This window comes from Achromobacter sp. SX5, from assembly GCF_056711425.1.
This window is the reverse complement of the sequence record NZ_CM160041.1, coordinates 4,437,958-4,459,387: the sequence shown is the minus strand read 5'-3', so window position 1 is coordinate 4,459,387 and position 21,430 is coordinate 4,437,958. Positions and strand designations below refer to the sequence as shown.

Annotated in this window: 16 protein-coding genes; 8 read left to right on the top strand and 8 right to left on the bottom strand. The window is 68.1% G+C overall.

The genetic code is table 11. The features are described 5' to 3' along the window. Positions 1–11 precede the first annotated feature (11 nt). A complete protein-coding gene (gene mfd, locus AC1M14_RS20835; protein ID WP_168202244.1) occupies positions 12–3,482 on the bottom strand; it encodes a transcription-repair coupling factor in 3,471 nt (1,156 codons plus the stop codon). Positions 3,483–3,511: 29 nt separating this feature from the next. On the opposite strand from mfd, the gene ispD reads away from it, so the two are divergent. Next, a complete protein-coding gene (gene ispD / locus AC1M14_RS20830; RefSeq protein ID WP_102774356.1) occupies positions 3,512–4,195 on the top strand; it encodes a 2-C-methyl-D-erythritol 4-phosphate cytidylyltransferase in 684 nt (227 codons plus the stop codon). Continuing rightward, complete coding sequence (gene ispF / locus AC1M14_RS20825) at positions 4,192–4,677, top strand: 2-C-methyl-D-erythritol 2,4-cyclodiphosphate synthase (RefSeq protein ID WP_102774357.1); 486 nt, start codon at positions 4,192–4,194, stop codon at positions 4,675–4,677. The genes ispD and ispF overlap by 4 nt, the downstream gene beginning before the upstream one ends. A 59-nt stretch (positions 4,678–4,736) precedes the next feature. Here the strand turns inward: ispF and AC1M14_RS20820 are convergent, their stop codons facing one another. The 4 genes from AC1M14_RS20820 to risA form a co-directional block, all read right to left on the bottom strand. Beyond that, positions 4,737–5,258 carry a carboxymuconolactone decarboxylase family protein gene (locus AC1M14_RS20820; RefSeq protein ID WP_102774358.1) on the bottom strand — a complete coding sequence of 174 codons (522 nt, stop codon included), beginning with the start codon at positions 5,256–5,258 and terminating at the stop codon, positions 4,737–4,739. Positions 5,259–5,333: 75 nt separating this feature from the next. Then, positions 5,334–5,882, bottom strand: a complete 549-nt coding sequence (locus AC1M14_RS20815) for a peroxiredoxin (RefSeq protein ID WP_003813886.1) — start codon at positions 5,880–5,882, stop codon at positions 5,334–5,336. A 57-nt stretch (positions 5,883–5,939) separates the two neighbouring features. Further along, positions 5,940–7,334 carry a sensor histidine kinase RisS gene (gene risS, locus AC1M14_RS20810; RefSeq protein ID WP_168202245.1) on the bottom strand — a complete coding sequence of 465 codons (1,395 nt, stop codon included), beginning with the start codon at positions 7,332–7,334 and terminating at the stop codon, positions 5,940–5,942. A 34-nt stretch (positions 7,335–7,368) separates the two neighbouring features. Beyond that, a complete protein-coding gene (risA, locus tag AC1M14_RS20805) occupies positions 7,369–8,103 on the bottom strand; it encodes a response regulator transcription factor RisA (RefSeq protein WP_003813882.1) in 735 nt (244 codons plus the stop codon). Between the two features lie 131 nt (positions 8,104–8,234). Between risA and tsaB the strand changes: the two genes are divergently transcribed. Together tsaB and AC1M14_RS20795 are read left to right on the top strand one after the other, a co-directional pair. Continuing rightward, positions 8,235–9,488: a tRNA (adenosine(37)-N6)-threonylcarbamoyltransferase complex dimerization subunit type 1 TsaB gene (tsaB, locus tag AC1M14_RS20800; RefSeq protein ID WP_479730372.1), complete on the top strand. Its 1,254-nt coding sequence runs from the start codon at positions 8,235–8,237 to the stop codon at positions 9,486–9,488. Further along, positions 9,485–10,405, top strand: a complete 921-nt coding sequence (locus tag AC1M14_RS20795; protein WP_479730371.1) for a uracil-DNA glycosylase — start codon at positions 9,485–9,487, stop codon at positions 10,403–10,405. Before tsaB ends, AC1M14_RS20795 begins: the two co-directional genes overlap by 4 nt. A gap of 66 nt (positions 10,406–10,471) precedes the next feature. On the opposite strand, the gene lplT is transcribed toward AC1M14_RS20795, so the two are convergent. After that, a complete protein-coding gene (lplT, locus tag AC1M14_RS20790) occupies positions 10,472–11,785 on the bottom strand; it encodes a lysophospholipid transporter LplT (protein WP_102774362.1) in 1,314 nt (437 codons plus the stop codon). Positions 11,786–12,068: 283 nt separating this feature from the next. On the opposite strand from lplT, the gene smc reads away from it, so the two are divergent. The 4 genes from smc to AC1M14_RS20770 all read left to right on the top strand — a co-directional run bounded on the left by smc (position 12,069) and on the right by AC1M14_RS20770 (position 20,356). Next, entirely contained in the window at positions 12,069–15,602 is a 3,534-nt protein-coding gene (smc, locus tag AC1M14_RS20785) for a chromosome segregation protein SMC (protein ID WP_479730370.1), read from the top strand. 46 nt (positions 15,603–15,648) lie between these two features. Then, complete coding sequence (locus AC1M14_RS20780; protein ID WP_479730369.1) at positions 15,649–16,713, top strand: cell division protein ZipA C-terminal FtsZ-binding domain-containing protein; 1,065 nt, start codon at positions 15,649–15,651, stop codon at positions 16,711–16,713. A gap of 134 nt (positions 16,714–16,847) precedes the next feature. Then, positions 16,848–18,944 (top strand): NAD-dependent DNA ligase LigA, encoded by a 2,097-nt coding sequence (gene ligA, locus AC1M14_RS20775; protein ID WP_479730368.1) that lies wholly within the window; start codon positions 16,848–16,850, stop codon positions 18,942–18,944. 434 nt (positions 18,945–19,378) lie between these two features. Then, complete coding sequence (locus AC1M14_RS20770; RefSeq protein WP_479730367.1) at positions 19,379–20,356, top strand: IS110 family RNA-guided transposase; 978 nt, start codon at positions 19,379–19,381, stop codon at positions 20,354–20,356. A 3-nt stretch (positions 20,357–20,359) separates the two neighbouring features. Here AC1M14_RS20770 and AC1M14_RS20765 read toward each other — a convergent pair whose 3' ends face one another. Further along, positions 20,360–21,136, bottom strand: a complete 777-nt coding sequence (locus tag AC1M14_RS20765; RefSeq protein WP_102774371.1) for a peptidylprolyl isomerase — start codon at positions 21,134–21,136, stop codon at positions 20,360–20,362. A 16-nt stretch (positions 21,137–21,152) separates the two neighbouring features. Beyond that, on the bottom strand, positions 21,153–21,422 hold the full coding sequence (locus AC1M14_RS20760) for a BolA family protein (RefSeq protein WP_102774372.1): 270 nt from the start codon (positions 21,420–21,422) through the stop codon (positions 21,153–21,155). Positions 21,423–21,430 lie beyond the last annotated feature (8 nt).

The following is a 21,430-nucleotide window of genomic DNA, read 5'->3' as shown; positions in this document are numbered from 1 at the left end:
GATGGCTACGGTTACTTCAGGGCGCGCAGCACGGCGCGCACGGCGTCGACGCGGGCCGGCACCTGCGCGGCCTTGATCTCGACCCGTAATTTATCCTGTCCCGCCAGTTTGATGTGGCGCTGGCGCTGGACCAGCTCGATGATCCTGGCCGGGTCCACCGAGGTCTTGGCGCCGAACTGCAGCAGCGCCTGGGTTTCGCTGGCGTCGATCTTGACCACGCCCAGCGGCTGCGCCGCCAGGCGCAGGCGATGCGTGGCCAGCAGGGTCTGCGCGGCTTCGGGCAGCTTGCCGAAGCGGTCGATCAGCTCTTCCTGGATGTGGATCAGGTCGTCCTCGCCCGCGGCGTGCGCCAGGCGCTTGTAGATGCCCAGGCGGGCGTGCACGTCGGCGCAATAGTCCGATGGCAGCAGCGCCGGCGCGTGCAGGTTGACCTCGCAGGCCAGGTTGAAGGGCGCTTCCAGGTCGGGTTCTTCGCCGGCGCGCAGCGCGCGCACGGCCTCGTTGAGCATCTCGTTGTACATGGAGAAGCCCACTTCCTGGATATTGCCCGACTGCGAGTCGCCCAGCACCTCGCCGGTGCCGCGGATTTCGAGGTCGTGCATGGCCAGGTAGAAGCCCGAGCCCAGTTCCTCCATCGCCTGGATCGCTTCCAGCCGCTTCTTGGCGTTGCTGGTGATGGCGTCTTCGCCGGGCGTCAGCAGATAGGCGTAGGCCTGGTGGTGCGAGCGCCCGACCCGTCCGCGCAGCTGGTGCAGCTGGGCCAGGCCGAAGCGGTCGGCCCGGTGGATCACGATGGTGTTGGCGCTGGGCACGTCGATGCCGGTCTCGATGATGGTGGTGCACAGCAGCACGTTGTAGCGCTGCTGGTAGAAGCCCTTCATCACCTGTTCCAGCTCGCGCTCGGGCATCTGGCCGTGGGCCACGGCGATGCGGGCCTCGGGCACCAGTTCTTCGAGGCGGGCGCGGCGGTTGTGGATGGTCTCGACCTCGTTGTGCAGGAAATAGCACTGGCCGCCGCGCTTGAGCTCGCGCAGCAGCGCCTCGCGCAGCGTGCTGCCGTCCTCGCGGCGCACGAAGGTCTTGATGGCCAGGCGCTTCTGCGGCGCGGTGGCGATGACCGAGAAGTCGCGTATGCCTTCCAGCGACATGCCCAGGGTGCGCGGAATCGGCGTGGCCGTCAGGGTCAGCACGTCGACCTCGGCGCGCAGCGCCTTCAGCGCCTCTTTCTGGCGCACGCCGAAACGGTGCTCCTCGTCGATGATGACCAGGCCCAGGCGCTTGAACTTCACGTCCTTGGACAGGATCTTGTGGGTGCCGATGACGATGTCCACGCGCCCGTCGTTGATGCCCTCGATGGCGGCCGACACTTCCTTGGCCGAGCGGAAGCGCGACAGCTCGACCACCCGCACCGGCCAGTCGGCGAAACGGTCGGAGAAGGTCTGCGCGTGCTGCTCGGCCAGCAGCGTGGTGGGACAGAGCAGGGCGACCTGCTTGCCGTTGGCCACGGCCAGGAAGGCGGCGCGCAGCGCCACCTCGGTCTTGCCGAAGCCCACGTCGCCGCACACCAGCCGGTCCATGGGGCGTCCGGAGGTCATGTCGGCGATGACGGCCTCGATGGCGGCGGCCTGGTCGGCGGTCTCCTCGAAGCCGAAGCCTTCGGCGAAGGCCTGGTAGTCGTTGAGCGGCAGGTTGAAGGCGTAGCCTTCGCGCGCGGCGCGCTGGGCGTAGAGCGCCAGCAGCTCGGCGGCGGTGTCGCGCACCTGCTTGGCGGCCTTGCGGCGCGCCTTGTCCCATTGGCCCGAGCCCAGCTGGTGCAGCGGCGCGGCCTCGGGGTCGGCGCCGCTGTAGCGCGCGATCACGTGCAGCTGCGAGACCGGCACGTACAGCGTGCTGCCGCTGGCGTATTCGAGGTGGAGGAACTCCATCCCGCCTTCGCCCATGTCCATGTTGACCAGGCCGTGGTAGCGGCCGATGCCGTGCTGCGCGTGGACCACCGGGTCGCCCTCGCGCAGTTCGGACAGGTCGCGCACCATCGCCTCGACGTTGCTGGCGCGCTCCTGGTCGCGCTTGCCGCGCCGGCCCGTGGCCGCCAGGCCCGGGTAGAGGTCGTTCTCGGTCAGGAAGGCCAGGTTGGCCTGGGGCAGCTGGAAGCCGGTGGACAGCGGCGCGGCGACGATGCCGAAATGCGCGTCCGAGGCCAGGAAGGCCTCGATGGCGTCGGGCTGCGCGTCCGGAGTGAGGCCGAATTCGTTCAGCATCTGCACCAGCGTCTCGCGCCGGCCGGCGGAGTCCGCGCACAGCAGCACGCGCGTCTGGCTGCCCGCCACCAGCGCGCGCAGCTTGGCGATGGGGTCGTCCGAGCGCCGCGCCACGCTGACGTCGGGCGCGGCGCGGAAATCCGGATGCGGCTGGCCGGAGCTGAGCGCCAGCCGGCGGAAGGCCTTCAGGCCGGCGTAAAGCGCCTCGTTGTCCAGGAACAGCGCCGAAGGCGGCAGCACCGGGCGTTCGCGGTCGCTTTTCAGAAAGCCGTAGCGGCTGGCGGTGTCCTGGTTGAAGCGCTGGATGGCGTCGTCGATGTCGCCGACGGTGACCGTGACGGTGCCTTCGGTCAGGTAGTCGAACAGCGTGGCCGTGTCCTCGAAGAACAGCGGCAGGTAGTACTCGACGCCGGCGAACGGAATGCCGTTGCCGATGTCCTTGTACGGCAGCGCGCGCGAGGGATCGCCCTCGAACACTTCGCGAAAGCGCGCGCGAAAACGCGTGCGCGCCTCGTCGTCCATCGGGAATTCGCGTCCCGGCAGCAGCTGCACCTCGCGCACCGGGTACAGGCTGCGCTGCGTGTCCACGTCGAAGCTGCGGATGGTCTCGATTTCGTCGTCGAACAGGTCCAGGCGGTAGGGTACCGCCGATCCCATGGGGAACAGGTCGATCAGGCCGCCGCGCAGGCAGAATTCGCCGGGCGCCGTCACCTGCGTGACGTGGTTGTAGTTGGCCAGCGTCAGCTGCGCGCGCAGCGCGGCTTCGTTGAGTTTGTCCTTCTGCCTGAAGGAAAAGGTGTAGGCCGCCAGGAACGCGGGCGGCGCCAGCCGGTACAGCGCGGTGGTGATCGGCACCGTCAGCACGTCCACCGATTTGGTCATCAGCGCGTGCAGCGTGTGCAGGCGTTCCGAGATCAGGTCCTGGTGCGGCGAGAACGCGTCGTAGGGCAGGGTTTCCCAGTCGGGCAGCTGGCGCACGCGCAGTTCGGGCGCGAACAGCTGGATCTCTTCGGCCAGGCGCTGGGCCTCGACCGGCTCGGCGGTCAGGATGACCAGCGGCGCCGCGGCCTGGCGCGCCAGGTCGGCCAGCAGCCAGGCGTCGCCGGAACCGGGCGGGCGCGGTTGCGCGTAGCGCGCGCCGGGCTTGAGCGCGGACAGGGTGGGAGCCGTGGCGGGGACGGGGGCGGCGAGAGTGGGGGAGGGCATCAGGCTGGCAGCAGGCATCAAGCGGAAGATTATAAAATCACCGCACCATGTCTGCCTCCATCATCGCAATCGTGCCTGCCGCCGGCGTCGGCGCCCGCGCCAGCCGGCCCGGACACGAAGCCGTGCCCAAGCAATATCGCCCCTTGTCCGGCCAGCCCATGCTGCGCCACGCGGTGTCCGCGCTGCTGGCCGACGACCGCATTTCCCAGGTGCGCGTGGCCGTGACGCCGGGCGACGGCTGGGTGGACGCGGCGCTGGCCGGGCTGCCCCGCACCGTGTGGCGGGCCTGCGGCGGCGCGACGCGCGCCGACACCGTGGCCGGCGCGCTGGCCGACAGCGGCGTCGCCGACGACACCTGGGTGCTGGTGCATGACGCCGCGCGCCCCGGGCTGCCGGCGGCCGCGCTGGCCCGGCTCATCGACGCCTGCCTGGCCGATCCGGTGGGCGGGCTGCTGGCGCTGCCGGTGGCGGACACGGTCAAGTCCGGCGACGCGCGCGTGGAGCGCACGCTGGACCGCAACGGCCTGTGGCTGGCGCAGACCCCGCAGATGTTCCGCGCCGGCGTGCTGCGCGATGCGCTGACGGCGGCCTCGGTAAGCGGCGCCGCCGTCACCGACGAGGCCTCCGCGATCGAGGCGGCCGGCTATGCGCCGCTGCTCGTGCCGGGCGCCTTGCGCAACTTCAAGGTGACCTGGCCGGATGATTTCGAACTGATGGAAAAATGGCTATGAGCATTCCCTTTCGCGTCGGGCAGGGCTTTGACGTGCACGCCCTGGTCGAGGGCCGTCCGCTGATCATCGGCGGCGTCACGATTCCTCACACGCACGGCCTGCTGGGCCATTCCGATGCCGACGTGCTGCTGCACGCCATCACCGACGCGCTGCTGGGCGCGGCCGGCCTGGGCGACATCGGCCGCCACTTTCCCGACACCGACCCGGCCTTCAAGGGCGCCGACAGCCGCGTGCTGCTGCGCGAGGCGATGGCGCGGGTGCGCAAGGCTGGCTGGACGCCGGTCAACATCGACGCCACGCTGCACGCGCAGGCGCCCAAGATCGGCCCGCATGCGCCGGCCATGGTGAAGAACATCGCCGCCGACACCGGGCTGGCGGAAACCGAAGTCAACATCAAGGCCAAGACCAACGAAGGCCTGGGCTATCTGGGCAGGAAGGAAGGGATCGCGGCGACGGTCGTCGCGCTGCTGGCGCGAGCCTGACCCCGGGGGGGGCAGGCTGCGCAGGGAGTACCGGGCGGCCGGGGAGCCGCCCGCGGGCCTTAGGCCTTGCCTTGGGCCGCCAGCGCCAGGGCGGCGGCGTTGACGACTGCGGCGATGCGGCCGACGTCGCGCATCTGTTCGACCGACAGGCCGTCGTTCTTCAGGTTCTCGTAGTGCGAAGCCACGCAGAAATGGCACTTGCCGATGATGGAGGCGGCCAGCGCGAACAGCTCGAAGCGCTTTTTCTCGACGCCGCCGTGGGTGGCGTAGGCGTTCATGCGCAGCTGCGCGGGCAGGCTCTTCAACTGGGCGTCGCCGGTCATCTCCACGTAGGGATACCAGGTGTTGTTCATGCCCATCAGGGACGAAGCGGTCAGCGCGGCGTTGGCGTCGGTTTCCGACAGGCCGCTCTTGAAGGCTTCGACCAGCGCCGGGCTGCGCGCGGCGAAGGCGGCCGACAGGGCGGCGCCGACGGCGTCTTCGGGCGCCAGGGTCGAACGGGCGATCACGGCGTCCAGATTCAGGCGGATGTCCTTGGCCCAATCCGGCAGTTGATCCTTAATGGTGGCGAGAAATTCCATAGTTTTTACCTATCATCTAGCGCAGTTAAAGCCCAGCGCGGGACCTGCTGGGCAGATCCCGGGCCGGGCTGGAAATTACAGCGTGGCGCCGCCAACCGAGCGGTTGCACGGGCACAGCTCGTCGGTTTGCAGGCCGTCGAGCAGACGCAGGACTTCTTCGGGGTTACGGCCGACGTTCAGGTTGTTCACCGAAACGTGCTGGATCGTGTTGTCCGGGTCGACGATGAACGTAGCGCGCAGGGCAACGCCAGCGCCCTTTTCACGCACGCCCAGCTGGTCGATCAGGGCGCCGGTGGTGTCGCCGAATTGGTAGTGACCCAGCTTGTTCAGGTCCGGGTGCTCACGGCGCCATGCCAGCTTGACGAATTCGTTGTCGGTGGAGCCGCCCAGCAGAACGGCGTCGCGGTCTTCGAAATCCTTGGCCAGCTTGTTGAAGCCGACGATTTCGGTCGGGCAAACAAACGTGAAGTCTTTCGGGTAGAAGTAGATCACCTTCCACTTGCCGGGGAACGAGCTTTCGGTGATGTCTTCGAATGCCGACACGCCGTTTTCTTCGTGTTGGTTGAAGCCGGGCTTGACGCCGGTGACCTTGAAGGGCTCGAGTTTGTCGCCAACAGTTTTCATGTTTACTCCCAGTTTGTCGGTGAAATTAAGGCACTGCCTCAAACCCCAAATTCTACGCTATGGATTGTCGTTGTCTAATTGATAATTCCTAAACTTGGCTTTGGGCAACTCTATCCGGGCGGTCAGGCCGCCGCCCTCGCGGGCGAGCATGCGCAACGAGCCGCCCACATGCTTGAGCAGGCGCTCGACGATGGCCAGGCCCAGGCCGGCGCCGCTGACGCCGGTGCGCGCCGCCTCGCCGCGCGAGAATGGCCGCAGCAGGCGGTCGACGTCCTCGGGGGCGATGCCGGGGCCGCGGTCGGACACCTCGATCGCGATCATGGCGCCGTCGGCCTGCAGCGTCATGGTCAGATGGGCCATGCCGTCGGGCGAGCGGCCATAGCGGCGGGCGTTCTCGATCAGGTTGCTGACGATGCGCTTGAGGTCCAGCGCCGTGATGCGGGCCCGCAGGCCCGGCTCCAGCGAGGCGTCCAGTTCGCCGCCCAGCGACGCGGTATGGCTGCGTTCGCGCTCGTAGAGTTCGGCCAGCACGGCGGAAATGTCGGTGGCCAGCTGCGGCAGCGTGCCGGCCGGGCGCGCGTACTCCATCAGCTGTCCGATACTGTGGTCGATCTGGCCCAGGTCTTCGTCGATGGCCTGGCGGGCGTCCTCGGACACGCCGCTCAGCTCGATCTCCAGCCGCATGCGCGCCAGCGGCGTGCGCAGGTCGTGCGAAATCCCCGCCAGCATCAGCTCCCGGTCGGCTTCCGCCTGTCTGAGATCCTTGGCCATGCGGTTGAAGGAAGCGTTCAGGTCGCGGATTTCCAGCGGCCCCTGCTCGGGCAGGGCGGCCGGCGTCTCGCCGCGCGAAAGCACCTGGGCGGCGCGCGCCAGCCGCGACAGCGGCCGGTTGACGAAGCCCACGCTCACCGCGGCTCCCACCAGAGACAGCAGCAGCGCCGTGGCGCCCCAGCCCAGCCATTCGATCCCGCCCGTCAGGCCGATCTGCTCGCGCTCGAACACCAGCCAGTACAGGTCTTTCTCTATCTGGAAGCTGACCCAGAAGCCGGGCACCTGGTTCACGCCCCAGGCGATCTGCGTCTCGGGGCCGAAGCGCGTGCGGATGTGCTGGGCCACGCGCTGCCAGTAGTCGTCGTCGGGCAGGGCTTCGGCGAAGTCCGTGACCTCGCGCGGATAGACCTGGATGCCTTCGTTGGTGGCCAGGTCCAGCAGCAGCTTGCTGCGCTCGTCGTTATGGGAATAGATCAGCGCGGTGCGCGTGATATTGACGGCCGTGATCACCCGCTGCGCCATTTGATTGGCGCGCGGTCCCAGCTCCATGCTGAAGAAGACTTGTAGCCACGCGCCCAGGCTGACGAGCATCAGCGCGGCGAGCAACAGGAACGTGCGGCCGAACAAGCCGAGCCGCAAACGTGAAGTCAGGTTCCTGAAGGTTCTGCGCAAGCGGGGCACGAGGCTGCGCTCCTGCCCGGGGCGGGCGAGCCGGTCAGCTGCCACCGTCCGGCACGAACACGTATCCCAGGCCCCAGACGGTCTGGATGAATACGGGCTTGGACGGATTCGGTTCGATCAGCTTGCGCAGGCGCGAGATCTGGACGTCGAGGCTGCGGTCGAAGGCCTCGTATTCGCGGCCACGGGCCAGCTCCATGAGCTTGTCGCGCGACAGCGGGATCTTCGGGTGGCGCGCAAACACCTTGAGCACCGAGAATTCGCCCGTGGTGATGGGGACTTGTTCGCCGTTGCGCGTGAGCGTGCGGGTCGACAGGTTCAGCACATAGGGGCCGAACGCGATGGATTCGTTCTCCTGGCTGGGGGCGCCGGGGTGTTCCTCGGTGCCGCGGCGGCGCAGGATCGCATTGATCCGCGCGAGCAGTTCCCGGGGGTTGAACGGCTTGGACAGGTAATCGTCCGCGCCCATCTCCAGGCCGACGATGCGGTCGATCTCTTCCGCCTTGGCCGTCAGCATGATGATGGGGGTATTGTCATGGCCACCGCGCAGCCGGCGGCAGATGGACAGGCCATCCTCACCGGGCAGCATCAGGTCCAGCACGAGCAGGTCGAAATGCTCGCGTTGCCAGAGCTTGCCCATCTCTTTCGCGTCTTCGGCAACGAAAACGTTGAATCCCTGCTCGGACAAATACCGGCGCAGCAGATCGCGCAAGCGCGGATCATCGTCGACGACGAGGATTTTTCGGGTGGGGGTGGTGTTTTGCGTATTCATGGCCGGAAATGTAACAGTGGCAAGAACCAGCGGCTAGTGGGCGTTCACAAGATATTACACATTGCGATCCATGGTTGAAATCCCCCTAATAACCGGGGGCGGAGCCGCCGTATTTCGTACAATCTGCATCTATGGAACTAAACCTGCTGGCCCTGGAAACCTCTTCGTCCCGCTGCGGCGTGGCCCTCTTGCGCGCGGCCGACGGCCGGGTGGAGGTCAGCGTCAGGGAGCACGAGGGCTCCCAGGAGCACGCGGAACGGCTTTTGCCCATGGCCAGCGAGCTGCTCGCGGCCAGCGGGCTGGCCCCGGACGCCCTGCATGCGGTGGCCTTCGGCCAGGGGCCGGGCGGCTTCACGGGGCTGCGCGTGGCCTGCGGCGTGGCCCAGGGCATGGGACTGGGGCTGGGCATTCCGGTGTTACCCATTGTCTCTCATATGGCGGTCGCCGCCCAGGTGGACGCGACCCCCGCCGACGCCATCGTGGTGGCGCTGGACGCCCGCATGAATGAAGTCTATCTGGCCGTGTACCGGCGGCTGGAGGGGACCGACGGCGAAGCCGGCTGGGATACCCTGCAGGCGCCGCTGCTGATCGCGGCGGCCGAGGTCGCGCCCTGGACCGAACATCATCTGCCCGGCTGGTCGGCGCGCGCGGGCCGTCCGCTGAACGCGGTGCTGGCCGGCGACGCCTGGGACGCCTACGCGGCCGACATGGCGGCGCCCGCGGACTGGCGCCGCGCCGCAGGCGCGCAGCGGCCCGAGGCGGCCAGCGTGGCGCGCCTGGCGCGCCAGGGCTGGCTGCGCGGCGAGGCCGTGGCCCCGGAACTGGCCGCGCCGCTCTACGTGCGCGACAAGGTGGCTTTCACCACCGCCGAACGCCTGCGCGGCGAGGGCGGCAATCCCAAGGCCCGGCCCGCGCTGGCGCCCTGGGTGCCGCAGCCCATGACCGACGCCGACCTGGACGAGGTGGTGGCGCTGGAGGCGCACGTGCAGGCCTTTCCCTGGACCCGCGGCAATTTCGCCGACGCGCTGGCGGCCGGCTACGGCGCCTGGGTGCTGCGCCGCGAAGGCCGGCTGGCGGGGTTCTGCATCGTCATGCACGCGCCCGACGTGGCGCATCTGCTGGTGATCGCGGTGGACAAGGCGCTGCACCGCCAGGGCCTGGGCGGCCTGCTGCTGGACTGGTGCGAGCAGCAGGCGCGCGAACACGGACTCGAAGGCGTGCTGCTGGAAGTGCGCCCCTCCAACGCATCGGCCGTTTCTTTCTACAAGCGCCACGGCTACCTGCAGATCGGCGTGCGCCGCGGCTACTATCCGGCCGAGAAGGGTGGACGCGAAGACGCCCTGGTCATGCAGAAGCGCGTTGCGGCGGCGGGAGCGGCCGCATGATGCCGCCCGCAGCGCCCCGGCCGCCCAGCGTCAACCCGCTGCAGCGCTTCTGGCTGCGCGAGATCGGCATGGAACGTTTGTGGCTGCGCCCGGCGCCGGCCGCCGAGCGGCCCGCGCCCCAGCCTCAAGTCCCTGTTTCCAAACCGGTTTTGCCGGCCGAAGCGCCCGCCGCGCCCGCAAGCGCGCCGGCGCCGGCCCGCCCGGCCGCGGCCGAACCCGCGGCGCCGCCCGCGACCGGGCGTCCGGGCATTCCGGCTTCCATCCTGAACCGCAGCGGCCCGCCGCCGCGCCCGGCGCCCAAGGTGGCCGAGGAAGCGCCGCCGCCCGCGCCGATTCCGGTGGCCGAGGCCGTCCGCAACGCCAGCCTGGACGAAATGCGCGAACAGGTCGTGGCCTGCGAGGCCTGCGGCCTGTGCAAGGGGCGCCGCAACGCGGTGTTCGGCCACGGCGGCCAGCCCACGCGCTGGCTGGTGGTGGGCGAGGCGCCGGGCGAGCAGGAAGACCGGCAGGGGCAGCCCTTCGTGGGCCGCTCGGGCCAGTTGCTCGACGCCATGCTGTCGGCCGTGTCCATGAGCCGCGAGCGCGACGTCTTCATCACGAACGTGATCAAGTGCCGCCCGCCCGGCAACCGCAATCCCAAGCCCGAGGAAATCGCCGCCTGCAGCCCGTACCTGATGCGGCAGATCGCGCTGCTCAAGCCGCAGCGCATCCTGGTGCTGGGCCGTTTCGCGGCCCAGACGCTGCTGGGCACGGACGCCACCATCGGCAGCCTGCGCGGCCGCATCCATCAACTGAAGACCGAGGACGGCCAGCAGATCCCAGTCGTGGTCAGCTACCACCCGGCCTATCTGCTGCGCAGCCCCGCCGAGAAGGCGCGCGCCTGGCAGGACCTGAAGCTGGCGGCCCGCATGGACTGAGGCCGCCGGCCGCGCAGACGAAAAAAAACCGGGCGCCAGCCCGGTTTTTCTTTGCAGCGTCCGTATTCAGTGCGAGGAATCCAGCGCGCGGCCGTGGCCTTCCTGGCCGATCTGCTCATGCAGTTCGGGGTTGGCCTGCAGATTGCGCTTGCTCCAGCGCATGAACACCACCATCAGCACGGTGACCACGGTGCCGAAGATCACGATGATCAGGTTGATCGGCAGTTGCAGCCACAGCAGCAGGGTGTACATCGCCACCATGAGCAGGATGTTGAGCTGTTCGTTGAAATTCTGCACGGCGATCGAATGGCCGGCCGACAGCAGCACGTGGCCGCGGTGCTGCAGCAGGGCGTTCATGGGCACCACGAAGAAGCCCGCCAGCCCGCCGGTGATCAGCAGCAGCAGGTAGACGCTCCAGGGCGAATACACCAGCGGCATCAGCAGCACCACCAGGCCCATGGCGGCGCCGACGGGCAGCACGGCCAGCGCGCGGCGCAGCGGGATGCGGCCGGCCAGGATGGAGCCGACCACCGTGCCCAGGGCGGCCACGCCCATCAGCATCGAGGCCTTGTCCAGCTGGTATCCGAGGTGGCTGCGGCCCCATTCGATGACGATGAGCTGCAGCGTGGCGCCGGCGCCCCAGAACAGGGTCGTGACCGCCAGCGAGATCTGGCCCAGCTTGTCCTTCCACAGCACACAGACATAGCCCCAGAAGGTGCGGACCAGGCGGACCGGGTTCTTCTGCTGCGGGGGGTAGCGCACGTGGGTGTGCGGAATCATCAGGTTGCACAGCGCCGCCAGCAGATACACGAAGGCGATGACCAGGATCGCGGCCTCGGCCGGGGTGTGGACCAGGCTGCCGATGAACGAGTGGCTGAGCAGGGCGGCCGAGACGGAAGACGAAATCAGCAGGCCGCCCAGCACGGTGCCCAGGATGATGGAGAAGACCGTCAGGCCCTCGATCCAGCTATTGCCCTTGACCAGCATGGCCGGGGGCAGCATTTCGGTCACGATGCCGTACTTGGCCGGGGAATAGGCCGCCGCGCCGATGCCCACGATGCCGTAGGCGACACAGACGAGATAGGTCTGGTAGTGGGGCGGAATGCCGATATTGGCGTAGGAGAACATCAGCAGGCAGCCGCCCACCTTCAGCGCATTGGTGGAGAACATCACGCGGCCCTTGGGGAAGGAATCCGCCAGCGCGCCGACGAAGGCGGCCAGCACCACATACGCCAGCGCGAACGACCATTTCATCATGGGGGCAAGCCAGTCGGGCCCGTGCAGCTCCTGTATCAAGGCGATGGCTGCGATGAACAGCGCATTGTCCGCCAATGATGAGAAGGCCTGCGCGGCCATGACCAGATAGAAACCACGTTTCAAGAATGTCCCCGTGCTTGGGCCGGAGTCCGGCCGGTCCGCGTGAAAATTTTGTGTGTCGTGCCAAAAAGTGTCAGGGAGTATAGCCGGACGCCAGGCGGCGGCCATTGCGCGTTTGCCCGCGTGTTGACCGTTGCTAACGTTCTGGCCGGGGGCGCCTGCGGTATCATACGGACCATATGAGAGCCGGCCCTGAATGGGCCGGTTTGCAATCTGCGCGGCAGGTCCAGGTCCCCAGGTCCATTAACGCCTTTGGTTCAACCCCTCCGTCGTCACCCATCGTACTGTGCGTCTTACTCAGCTCAAACTCGCCGGCTTCAAGTCTTTCGTCGATCCCACCGTGATTCCCGTGCCCAGCCAGCTGGTGGGCGTGGTGGGTCCCAATGGCTGCGGCAAGTCGAACATCATCGACGCCGTGCGCTGGGTGCTGGGCGAGGCCAAGGCCTCGGAGCTGCGCGGCGAGTCCATGCAGGACGTCATCTTCAACGGCTCGGGCAACCGCAAGCCGGCCGCCCGGGCCTCGGTGGAAATGGTGTTCGACAACAGCGAAGGGCGCGCCGCCGGGCAATGGAGCAGCTACGCCGAAATCGCCGTGCGCCGCGTCCTGACCCGCGACGGCACCAGCAGCTACTTCGTCAATAACCAGCAGGTCCGCCGCCGCGACATCCACGACATCTTCCTGGGCACGGGCCTGGGCGCCCGCGGCTACGCCATCATCGGCCAGGGCATGATCAACCGCCTGATCGAGGCGCGCCCCGAAGAACTGCGGGTGTTCCTCGAAGAGGCGGCCGGCGTGTCGCGCTACAAGGAACGCCGCCGCGAGACCGAGAACCGCCTGTCCGACACCCGCGAGAACCTGACCCGGGTCGAGGACATCCTGCGCGAACTCAACAGCCAGCTCGAAAAGCTGGAGGCGCAGGCCGAAGTGGCCACGCGCTACCGCGAGCTGCAGGCCGACGGCGAAAAGAAGCAGCACGCGCTATGGCTCCTGAAGGAAACCGGGGCGCGCGAGGAGCGCGCCCGGAAGGCCCAGGAAATGGCGCAGGCCCAGAACGAACTGGAAGCCGCCATCGCCGGCCTGCGGGCGGGCGAGGCGGCGCTGGAGTCGCGGCGCCAGGCCCATTACGCGGCCAGCGACGCGGTCCATACGGCCCAGGGCGCGCTGTACGAGGCCAATGCCCAGGTCAGCCGCCTGGAGGCCGAGATCCGCCACGTGGTGGATTCGCGCAACCGCCTGCAGGCGCGCCGCGAGCAGCTGCAGCAGCAGATCGGCGAATGGACCGCCCAGCGCGAGCACTGCACCGAGCAGATCGCCCAGGCCGAGGACGACCTGGCGACCGGCGCGGCCCGCACCGAAGAGGCGCGCGCCAAGGCCGAGGACGCCCAGGCCGCGCTGCCGGCCATCGAACAGCGCGTGCGCGAAGCCGCCTCCGGACGCGACGAGATGCGCGCCGCGCTGGCCCGGGTCGAGCAGAACCTGGCCCTGGTCGCCCAGACCCAGCGCGACGCCGACCGCCAGATGCAGTCCCTGGAGCAGCGCCGCGAACGCCTGCAGCAGGAACTGCGCGAACTGCACAGCCCCGACCCCGTGCGCCTCGAACAGCTGGCCGGCGACCGCCTGGCCGGCGAGGACCAGCTCGAGGAAGCCCAGCAGGAACTGGCCGCCCTGGAAGGCCGGGTGCCGGAAGCCGACGCCGAGCGCAGCCGCGCCCAGGCCGCCGCCCAGACCGAGGCGCAGAACCTGGCGCGCCTGGAGGCCCGCCTGTCGGCGCTGGTCAAGCTGCAGGAAGACGTGCAGAAGCAGGGGGCGCTGGAGCCCTGGCTGGCCAAGCACGAACTGGCCGGCCTGGCGCGCCTGTGGCAGAAGCTGCACGTCGAGCCGGGCTGGGAAACCGCCCTGGAGGCCGCCCTGCGCGAACGCATGGCCTCCATGGAAGTGCGCAGCCTGGACTGGGCCCGCGCCTTCGCCGAGGACGCGCCGCCGGCGCGCCTGGCGTTCTATCAATTGCCCGTGGCCGCGCCCACGCCGCCGGCCCCGGCCGGGCTGACCCCGCTGGCCAGCCTGCTGCGCATCACCGATCCCGACCTGCGCACGCTGCTCAACGAGTGGCTGGGCGGCGTCTACACGGCCCCCGACCTGACCCAGGCCCTGGCCATGCGCGCCAGCCTGCCGGCCGGCAGCGCCTGCGTGGTCAAGGCCGGCCACCTGGTCGACGCGCACAGCGTGCGCTTCTACGCGCCGGACTCCGAGCAGGCCGGCCTGCTGGCCCGCCAGCAGGAAATCGAAAACCTGCAGCGCGAGATCAAGGCCGAGCAGCTCATCGCCGACCAGGCGCGCGCCGCGGTGGCCCGCGCCGAGGCCGGCTGGCAGCAGGTGTCGCAGGCCATCGCGCCGGCGCGCCAGCGGGTCGCCGAGGTCACCCGCCGGGTCCACGACATCCAGCTCGAACATTCGCGCCTGCAGCAGCAGGCCGAACAGTCGGGCGAGCGCGCCTCGCGCCTGCGCCAGGACCTGGAGGAAATCAAGGTCCAGGAAGAAGACCTGCGCGCCACCCGCGAAGAGGCCGAAGCGCGCTTCGAGACGCTGGACGAGGAACTGGCCGAGCACCAATCCCGCTTCGCCGACGCCGAAATGGACGGCGAGACCCTGGCCGCCCAGGCCGAGGCCGCCCGCAACGCCCTGCGCGAGCTGGAACGCGCCGCCCAGGAAGCCGAATTCGCCGAACGCAGCATCCAGGTCCGCATCACCGAGCTGCAGCGCAACCAGCAGCTGGCCGCCGACCAGAGCCAGCGCGCCAGCGTCGAACTGGAACAATTGCAGGACGACCTGGCCGAACTGGACGCCTCGGCGTCCCAGGCCGGCCTGCAGGACGCCCTGGAAGTGCGCGCCGAGCGCGAGGAAGCGCTGTCGCGCGCGCGCCAGGAGCTCGAAAACCTCGCGGCCCTGCTGCGCGGCGCCGACGAAGAGCGCATGCAGCAGGAGCAGACCCTGGAACCGCGGCGCGCCCGCATCATGGAATTGCAGCTGCAGGAACAGGCCGCCCGCCTGGCCGAAGAACAGTTCACCGAGCAGCTCAACGCGCGCGAAGTCGACCGCGAGGCCCTGGCCCAGGAACTGGCCAACCAGCCCGACGAATGGCGCCGCGCCAGCTGGCTGCAGTCGGAAGTCGGCCGCATCTCGCGCCAGATCGAGTCGCTGGGCTCGGTCAACCTGGCCGCGCTGGACGAACTCAACACCTCGCGCGAGCGCAAGGGCTTCCTGGATTCGCAGCACCAGGACCTGATGACCGCCATCGAGACCCTCGAGGACGCCATCCGCAAGATCGACCGCGAGACCCGCGAGCTGCTGCAGGAAACCTTCAACGTCGTCAACGGCCACTTCGGCGAGCTCTTCCCCAAGCTGTTCGGCGGCGGCGAGGCCAGGCTGACCATGACGGGCGAGGAAATCCTCGACGCCGGCGTGCAGGTCATGGCCCAGCCTCCGGGCAAGCGCAACAGCACCATCCACCTGCTGTCCGGCGGTGAAAAGGCCCTGACCGCGACCGCCCTGGTGTTCGCGCTGTTCAAGCTCAACCCCGCGCCGTTCTGCCTGCTGGACGAGGTGGACGCGCCGCTGGACGACGCCAACACGGAGCGCTACGCGAACCTGGTCGCCAACATGAGCGAGCAGACCCAGTTCCTGTTCATCTCGCACAACAAGATTGCGATGCAGATGGCCAAGCAACTGATCGGTGTAACCATGCAAGAGCAGGGGGTTTCGCGTATCGTTGCGGTAGATATAGATTCGGCCGTCCAGATGATGGCCTCCGAAGCGGCATAAACCAATACTAAGAAGGGCGCCGGGCGTTTCGGCGCGGGATTGATACATGAGTGATTTGCAGATCGGGCTGATTGCCCTGGGCGTCCTGCTGATACTGCTGGTGCTGGGATTCAACTGGTGGCAGGACCGGCGCGTGCGGCGCAGGATGCAGACCCATTTCCCGGCCTCCGAGCAGGACCCCCTGCTGGGGGCAGGAGCCGCCGCGGGCGGCGCGGCCGCGGCGCGGCGTGAACCCGGCATGGGCGGCGAGCCCACGCGCGCCCAGCCCGGCCAGCCGGCCCCGGTCGATCCGGGCACGGACGCCGACGACACGGTCGAGCCGGACCCCGCCTGCGAGGTCGTGATCGAAATCAACTTCGCCGAACCGGTGCGCGGCGCCGAGCTGCTGCCCTACATGCAGAGCCTGCGCCACGTGGGCCGCAAGCCCATGCGCGTGTTCGCCGAGACCGACCAGCGCCGCCACCGCGCGCACATCCACGCCGACGAATCCTATGCCTCGATGCAGCTGGCCGTGCTGCTGGCCAACCGCAGCGGTCCGCTGACGGCCATCGAGTGGTCGCAGGCCTGGGCCCGCGCCCAGGACATGGCCGAGCGCTTCGACGCCACCATCGAAGGCCCCGACCAGCAGGCCGTGCTGGAGCAGGGCGCCCGCCTGGACGATACCTGCGCCGCGCTGGACACCCAGGTCGGTCTGACCCTGCTGCTGGGCACGGCCCAGCCGGCCGCCGAAGTGCTGGCCGTGGCGCGCGAGATCGGCTTCGTGCCGGACGGCAACCGCCTGGCCTGGCCGGCCGAGAACGGCGTGGCCCGCTTCACGCTGGCCCGCGCCGACGGCGCCGCCTTCGACGCGGGCATGGGCGGCATCGAACGCCTGTACCTGCTGCTCGACGTGCCCTGCAGCCCGGCCGACAGCCGCGCCTTCGGCCGCATGGTCGACGTGGGCCGCGACCTGGCCGCGCGCCTGCGCGCCGAACTGGTCGACGACCAGGGCAAGCCGCTGGCCGAGGGTTCCGAGACGGTCATCGACGAACGGCTGCAGGTGCTGTTCGGCCAGCTGGAACAGGCGGGCCTGCCCGCCGGCAGCGAACGCGCCCAACGGGTCTTTGCGTGACCCCCCCGAAGCGCTGCGCGCTTCCCCCCCAGGGGGGCGCCGCAGCGGACCGGCAGAGCCGGCTCCGCGCGGCCCCGCGCTCACGTTGACGCGTCAGGTGTTTTGGGCGGTTCGCGGCGTTATGGATAACTGAAATGAAAAGCTCTTCCGGTGAAAGCGCGGCGCAGGCCGCCGCGCGCCTGCGCGCAGAAATCGAACAGCACAACGTCCGCTACTACGTCTACGACGAGCCCTCCATCTCGGATGCCGAGTACGACGGGCTGATGCGCGAACTGCAGGCCCTGGAGGCCGAGCATCCCGAACTGGTCACGCCCGAGTCGCCCACCCAGCGGGTCGGGGCCGCGCCGGTGTCGGCCTTCGGCGCCGTGCGCCACGCGGTGCCCATGCTGTCGCTGGGCAATGCCTTCGACGAGGAAGACGTGCTGGCCTTCGACCGCCGCGTGACCGACACGCTGCGTGGCGCCGGCCTGCTCGGCCCGGCGCAGCAGGCCGATTATTTCTGTGAACTCAAGCTCGACGGGCTGGCCATCAGCCTGCGCTACGAGGACGGCCGCCTGGTGCAGGCCGCCACCCGCGGCGACGGCCAGACCGGCGAGGACGTCACCTCCAACATCCGCACCATCAAGGCAATCCCGCTGCAGCTCAAGGGCCCCGCCCCGAAAGTGCTGGAAGTGCGCGGCGAGGTGCTGATGAACCGCGCCGACTTCGTCAAACTCAACGAAGCCCAGGCCAGGCGCGACGAGAAAGTATTCGTCAACCCGCGCAACGCGGCCGCCGGCAGCCTGCGCCAGCTCGATCCGCGCATCACCGCCAAGCGCCCGCTGCGCTTTTTCGCTTACGGCTGGGGCGAGGTGCATGGCCTGCCGGGCTCGCAGGGCGGCCTGTTCGCCGAGGCCTCGGCCGGCGCCGCCGAAACCTCGCAGCTGCCCGAGAAGTCCCACGGCGCCATGCTGGACTGGCTGGTCTCGCTGGGGTTGCCGGTCAACGTGAAGCACAACCACCGCGCCACCGGCGCCGAGGGCCTGATGGCCTTCTACGCCAAGGTCGGCGCGCTGCGCGCCGAGCTGCCCTACGACATCGACGGCGTGGTCTACAAGGTCGATTCGCTGCCGGCGCAGAAAGTGCTGGGCTTCGTGGCGCGCGCGCCGCGCTTCGCGCTGGCGCACAAGTTCGCCGCCGAAGAAGCCACCACCACGCTGCTGGACATCGAGGTCCAGGTCGGCCGCACCGGCGCCATCACGCCGGTCGCCCGCCTCAAGCCCGTGTTCGTCGGCGGCGTGACCGTCACCAACGCCACGCTGCACAACGAAGACGAAATCCGCCGCAAGGACGTGCGCATCGGCGACACGGTCATCGTGCGCCGCGCGGGCGACGTGATACCCGAGGTGCTGGGACCGGTGCTCGACAAGCGCCCGGACGACGCCCGCGAATTCGCCATGCCCACGGCCTGCCCGGTCTGCGGCTCGGCCATCGAACGCCTGGAAGGCGAGACCATCGCGCGCTGCACCGGCGGCCTGTTCTGCGGCGCCCAGCGCAAGCAGACCCTGTGGCACGCCGCCAGCCGCAAGGCGCTGGACATCGAGGGCCTGGGCGAGAAACTGGTGGACCAGCTGGTCGACAGCGGCCGGGTCAAGACCCTGGCCGACCTGTACAGCCTGCGTCCGCTCGAACTGGTGGGGCTGGACCGCATGGGCCAGAAGTCCGCCGACAACCTGGTCGCCGCCATCGAAAAGGCGCGCACCCCGAGCCTGTCGCGCCTGCTGTTCGCGCTGGGCATCCGCCACGTGGGCGAAACCACGGCGCGCGACGTGGCGCGCCATTTCGGCAGCATCGACGCCATCATGGACGCCGATGAGGAAGCCCTGTCCGCCGTGCCCGACGTGGGCCCGGTGGTGGCGGCCTCGATCCGCCATTTCTTCGCCGAGCAGCACAACCGCGACGTGATCGGGCAATTGAAGGCCCAGGGCGTGAACCCCGTGGCCGAGGCCGCGCCGCAAGGCACCACGCTGGCCGGCAAGACTTTCGTGCTGACCGGCACCCTGCCCAACTGGACGCGCGAAGAGGCCTCCATGCATATCCAGGCCGCCGGCGGCAAGGTCAGCGGCTCCGTGTCCAAGAAGACCGCCTACGTGGTGGCCGGCGAGGACGCCGGCAGCAAGCTCGCCAAGGCCCAGGAACTGGGCGTGGCGGTGCTGGATGAGGACGGGCTGAAGGCGTTGCTGGGCGTCTGAGCGCCTATCCTGCGTTCGTTGCGCCGATCGTAGGATGGGTGTGGCGCGGCAAGATCCGGACAAGAACGCCACCGCTCAACGCGCGAAACCCATCAGGCGGCGCCAGCCGCCGCTTTTCTGGGCACGAAAAAAAGCCGGCTTTCGCCGGCTGATGGGTTACGCGCGTTGAGCGGTCGAGTTCTTGCGCAGAATCTCTCGCGCTCCACCCATCCTTGTATGGTTCTATAGCCCTCACCGAAATGTGTTCGGTGGGAGCTGGGGATAGGGACACACCCATCCATCAGCCGTTCGTGCGGACTGACGTCGGTAGATATCCCACCCCGCCCAAACACGTCGATTAAGAATCTAGCGGCCAGGACCGCCGATTGATCGCAAGGTAACGCATCGGGCGAGGCTTCCCCAGCAGGCTTAACGCTAGCGCAAGGGGTCTACAGATGCAAATCGCATGCTCTTTCTTCGGTGCGGATGTCGGCAAGGCCGAAATCGTGGTGGCCGACTATCGCCACACCAAGCCCGTCACCAAAACCCTCAAGAACACCCTCAGCGGCCTGACGCCTTGGCTGCAAAGCTTGCCCGAGGGCAGCGTACTGGCCATGGAATCGACCGGTGGTTACGAACGCCTGCTGGCTGATCTGGCCTACGAGCGGGGGCTGCGGGTCTACGTGGTCAATCCCAAGGTTTTGTTCCATTACGCCAAATCCCTGGGCCAACGCGGCAAGACAGACCAGCTTGATGCCGTCATGATCGCCCGATTTATCGCCTCAGAACACCATCGCCTGCACCCGTATCAGCCGACTCCGCACCACATCCTGCGTCTGCGCCAGATGCTGCACTTACGCAAAATGACCGTGAACACCCGGACCCAACTGCGGCTGTCCAGCGAGCGTCACCAGCAGGCGTGCGCCCAGGCCCAGGTGCAGAAGGTACTCGATGCCCTGACCGAGCTGGCTGACTCTCTCGAAGACCAGATGATTGTCCAGATCGAAGCGGAGCCGGAACTGGAGCAAGACTTTAAGTTGCTTACCAGCATCACCGGTGTAGGTAAGCTGACCGGTACGGCCCTGGCGACCACCTTCGCTCGCATACCGTTCGCCAGCTCCGATGCCGTGGTGGCCTATGCGGGTCTGGACCCCAGGCCCAAAGAGTCTGGCACCTATAAAGGCCTGCGTGTGCTTAGCAAGCAAGGCGATGCCATCCTGCGTAGCCTGGCCTACAACGCCGCCAGCGCAGCCTCCAGATCGGAGGTCTTCAAACCCTTGTATCAGGCATTGCGCGCCAAAGGCTGGGCTACCACCCAGGCCTTGAACATCATCGCCAGAAAGCTCTTGCGCATCGCCTTCGGCGTATGGAAATCACGCAAACCCTTCGATCCGACGCGCTTCAACGTCAATCAGGCTTGCGCGAAACCATAGAATCTACTGGATCTTGGCCTTTTCGCGCAGTTCCTTCTGGTAGTCGGCCAGGGTTTGCTGGCGCAGCATTTCTTCCAGTTGGGTGCGCACCTGGTCCAGCGGCGGGAATTCCACCGGGCGGGTGTCGTCGACCATGATGATGTGCCAGCCGAACTGGGTCTGCACCGGCTTGTCGACCAGTTCGCCCTTCTTCAGCTGGGTCACGGCCTGCGCGAACGGCTGGACGTAGTTGGTCGGGGGCGCCCAACCCAGGTCGCCGCCCTTTTCGGCGCTGCCGGGGTCCTTGGAGTTCTTCTTGGCCAGGTCGTTGAACTTGCTCTTGTTGCTCTTGATCTGGGCCAGCAAGTCATTGGCCGTCTTCTCGTCTTCGACGAGGATGTGACGGACCTTGTATTCCATCTTGCCGGCCTGTTCCTTCTTGATCTTCTCGTATTCGGCGTTGACCTTGGCTTCCGAGACCGGATGCTTGGCCAGGTAGTCGGCCATCAGGGCGCGGACCAGGATGCCCTGGCGGGCCAGTTCGATCTCGGTCTGGACGTCGGCCTGCTTGGCGATGCCGCTGGATTCGGCGGCCTGCACGAAGATCTGGCGGTTGATCATTTCCTGCTTGACCTGTTCGCGCAGTTGCGGCGAATCGGTCGCGCCCTGGCTGACCAGCAGCTTGACGAATTGATCCAGGCTCTTTTGCGAAATGGCCTTGCCATTGACGGTGGCCACGTTCTGGGCAATAGCCGGCACGGCGATGACGCAGGCCGCAGCCAGCATGACGATGCGTTTCATGAATATCCTTTGCTTTCTATTTGGGAGCCTGGGCATCTAGCGCAAGCGCATGAATCGGATAAGGGATCAAATCTTGCAAATGATGATACACCAGCCGATGCCGCGCGACCGGCGAGAGCCCCGCGAAGCAAGGCGCTACGATGATCACGCGATAGTGGCCGGCGCCGTTTTTACTGCCTTCGTGTCCGGCGTGCAAATGGGAGTCGTCGATAATTTCCAGGCTGGCGGGTTCCAGGACGGCGAGCCGTTCCCGGATCAGGGCGATGCGGTCGGTGGTGTCTGACATGGCTGAGG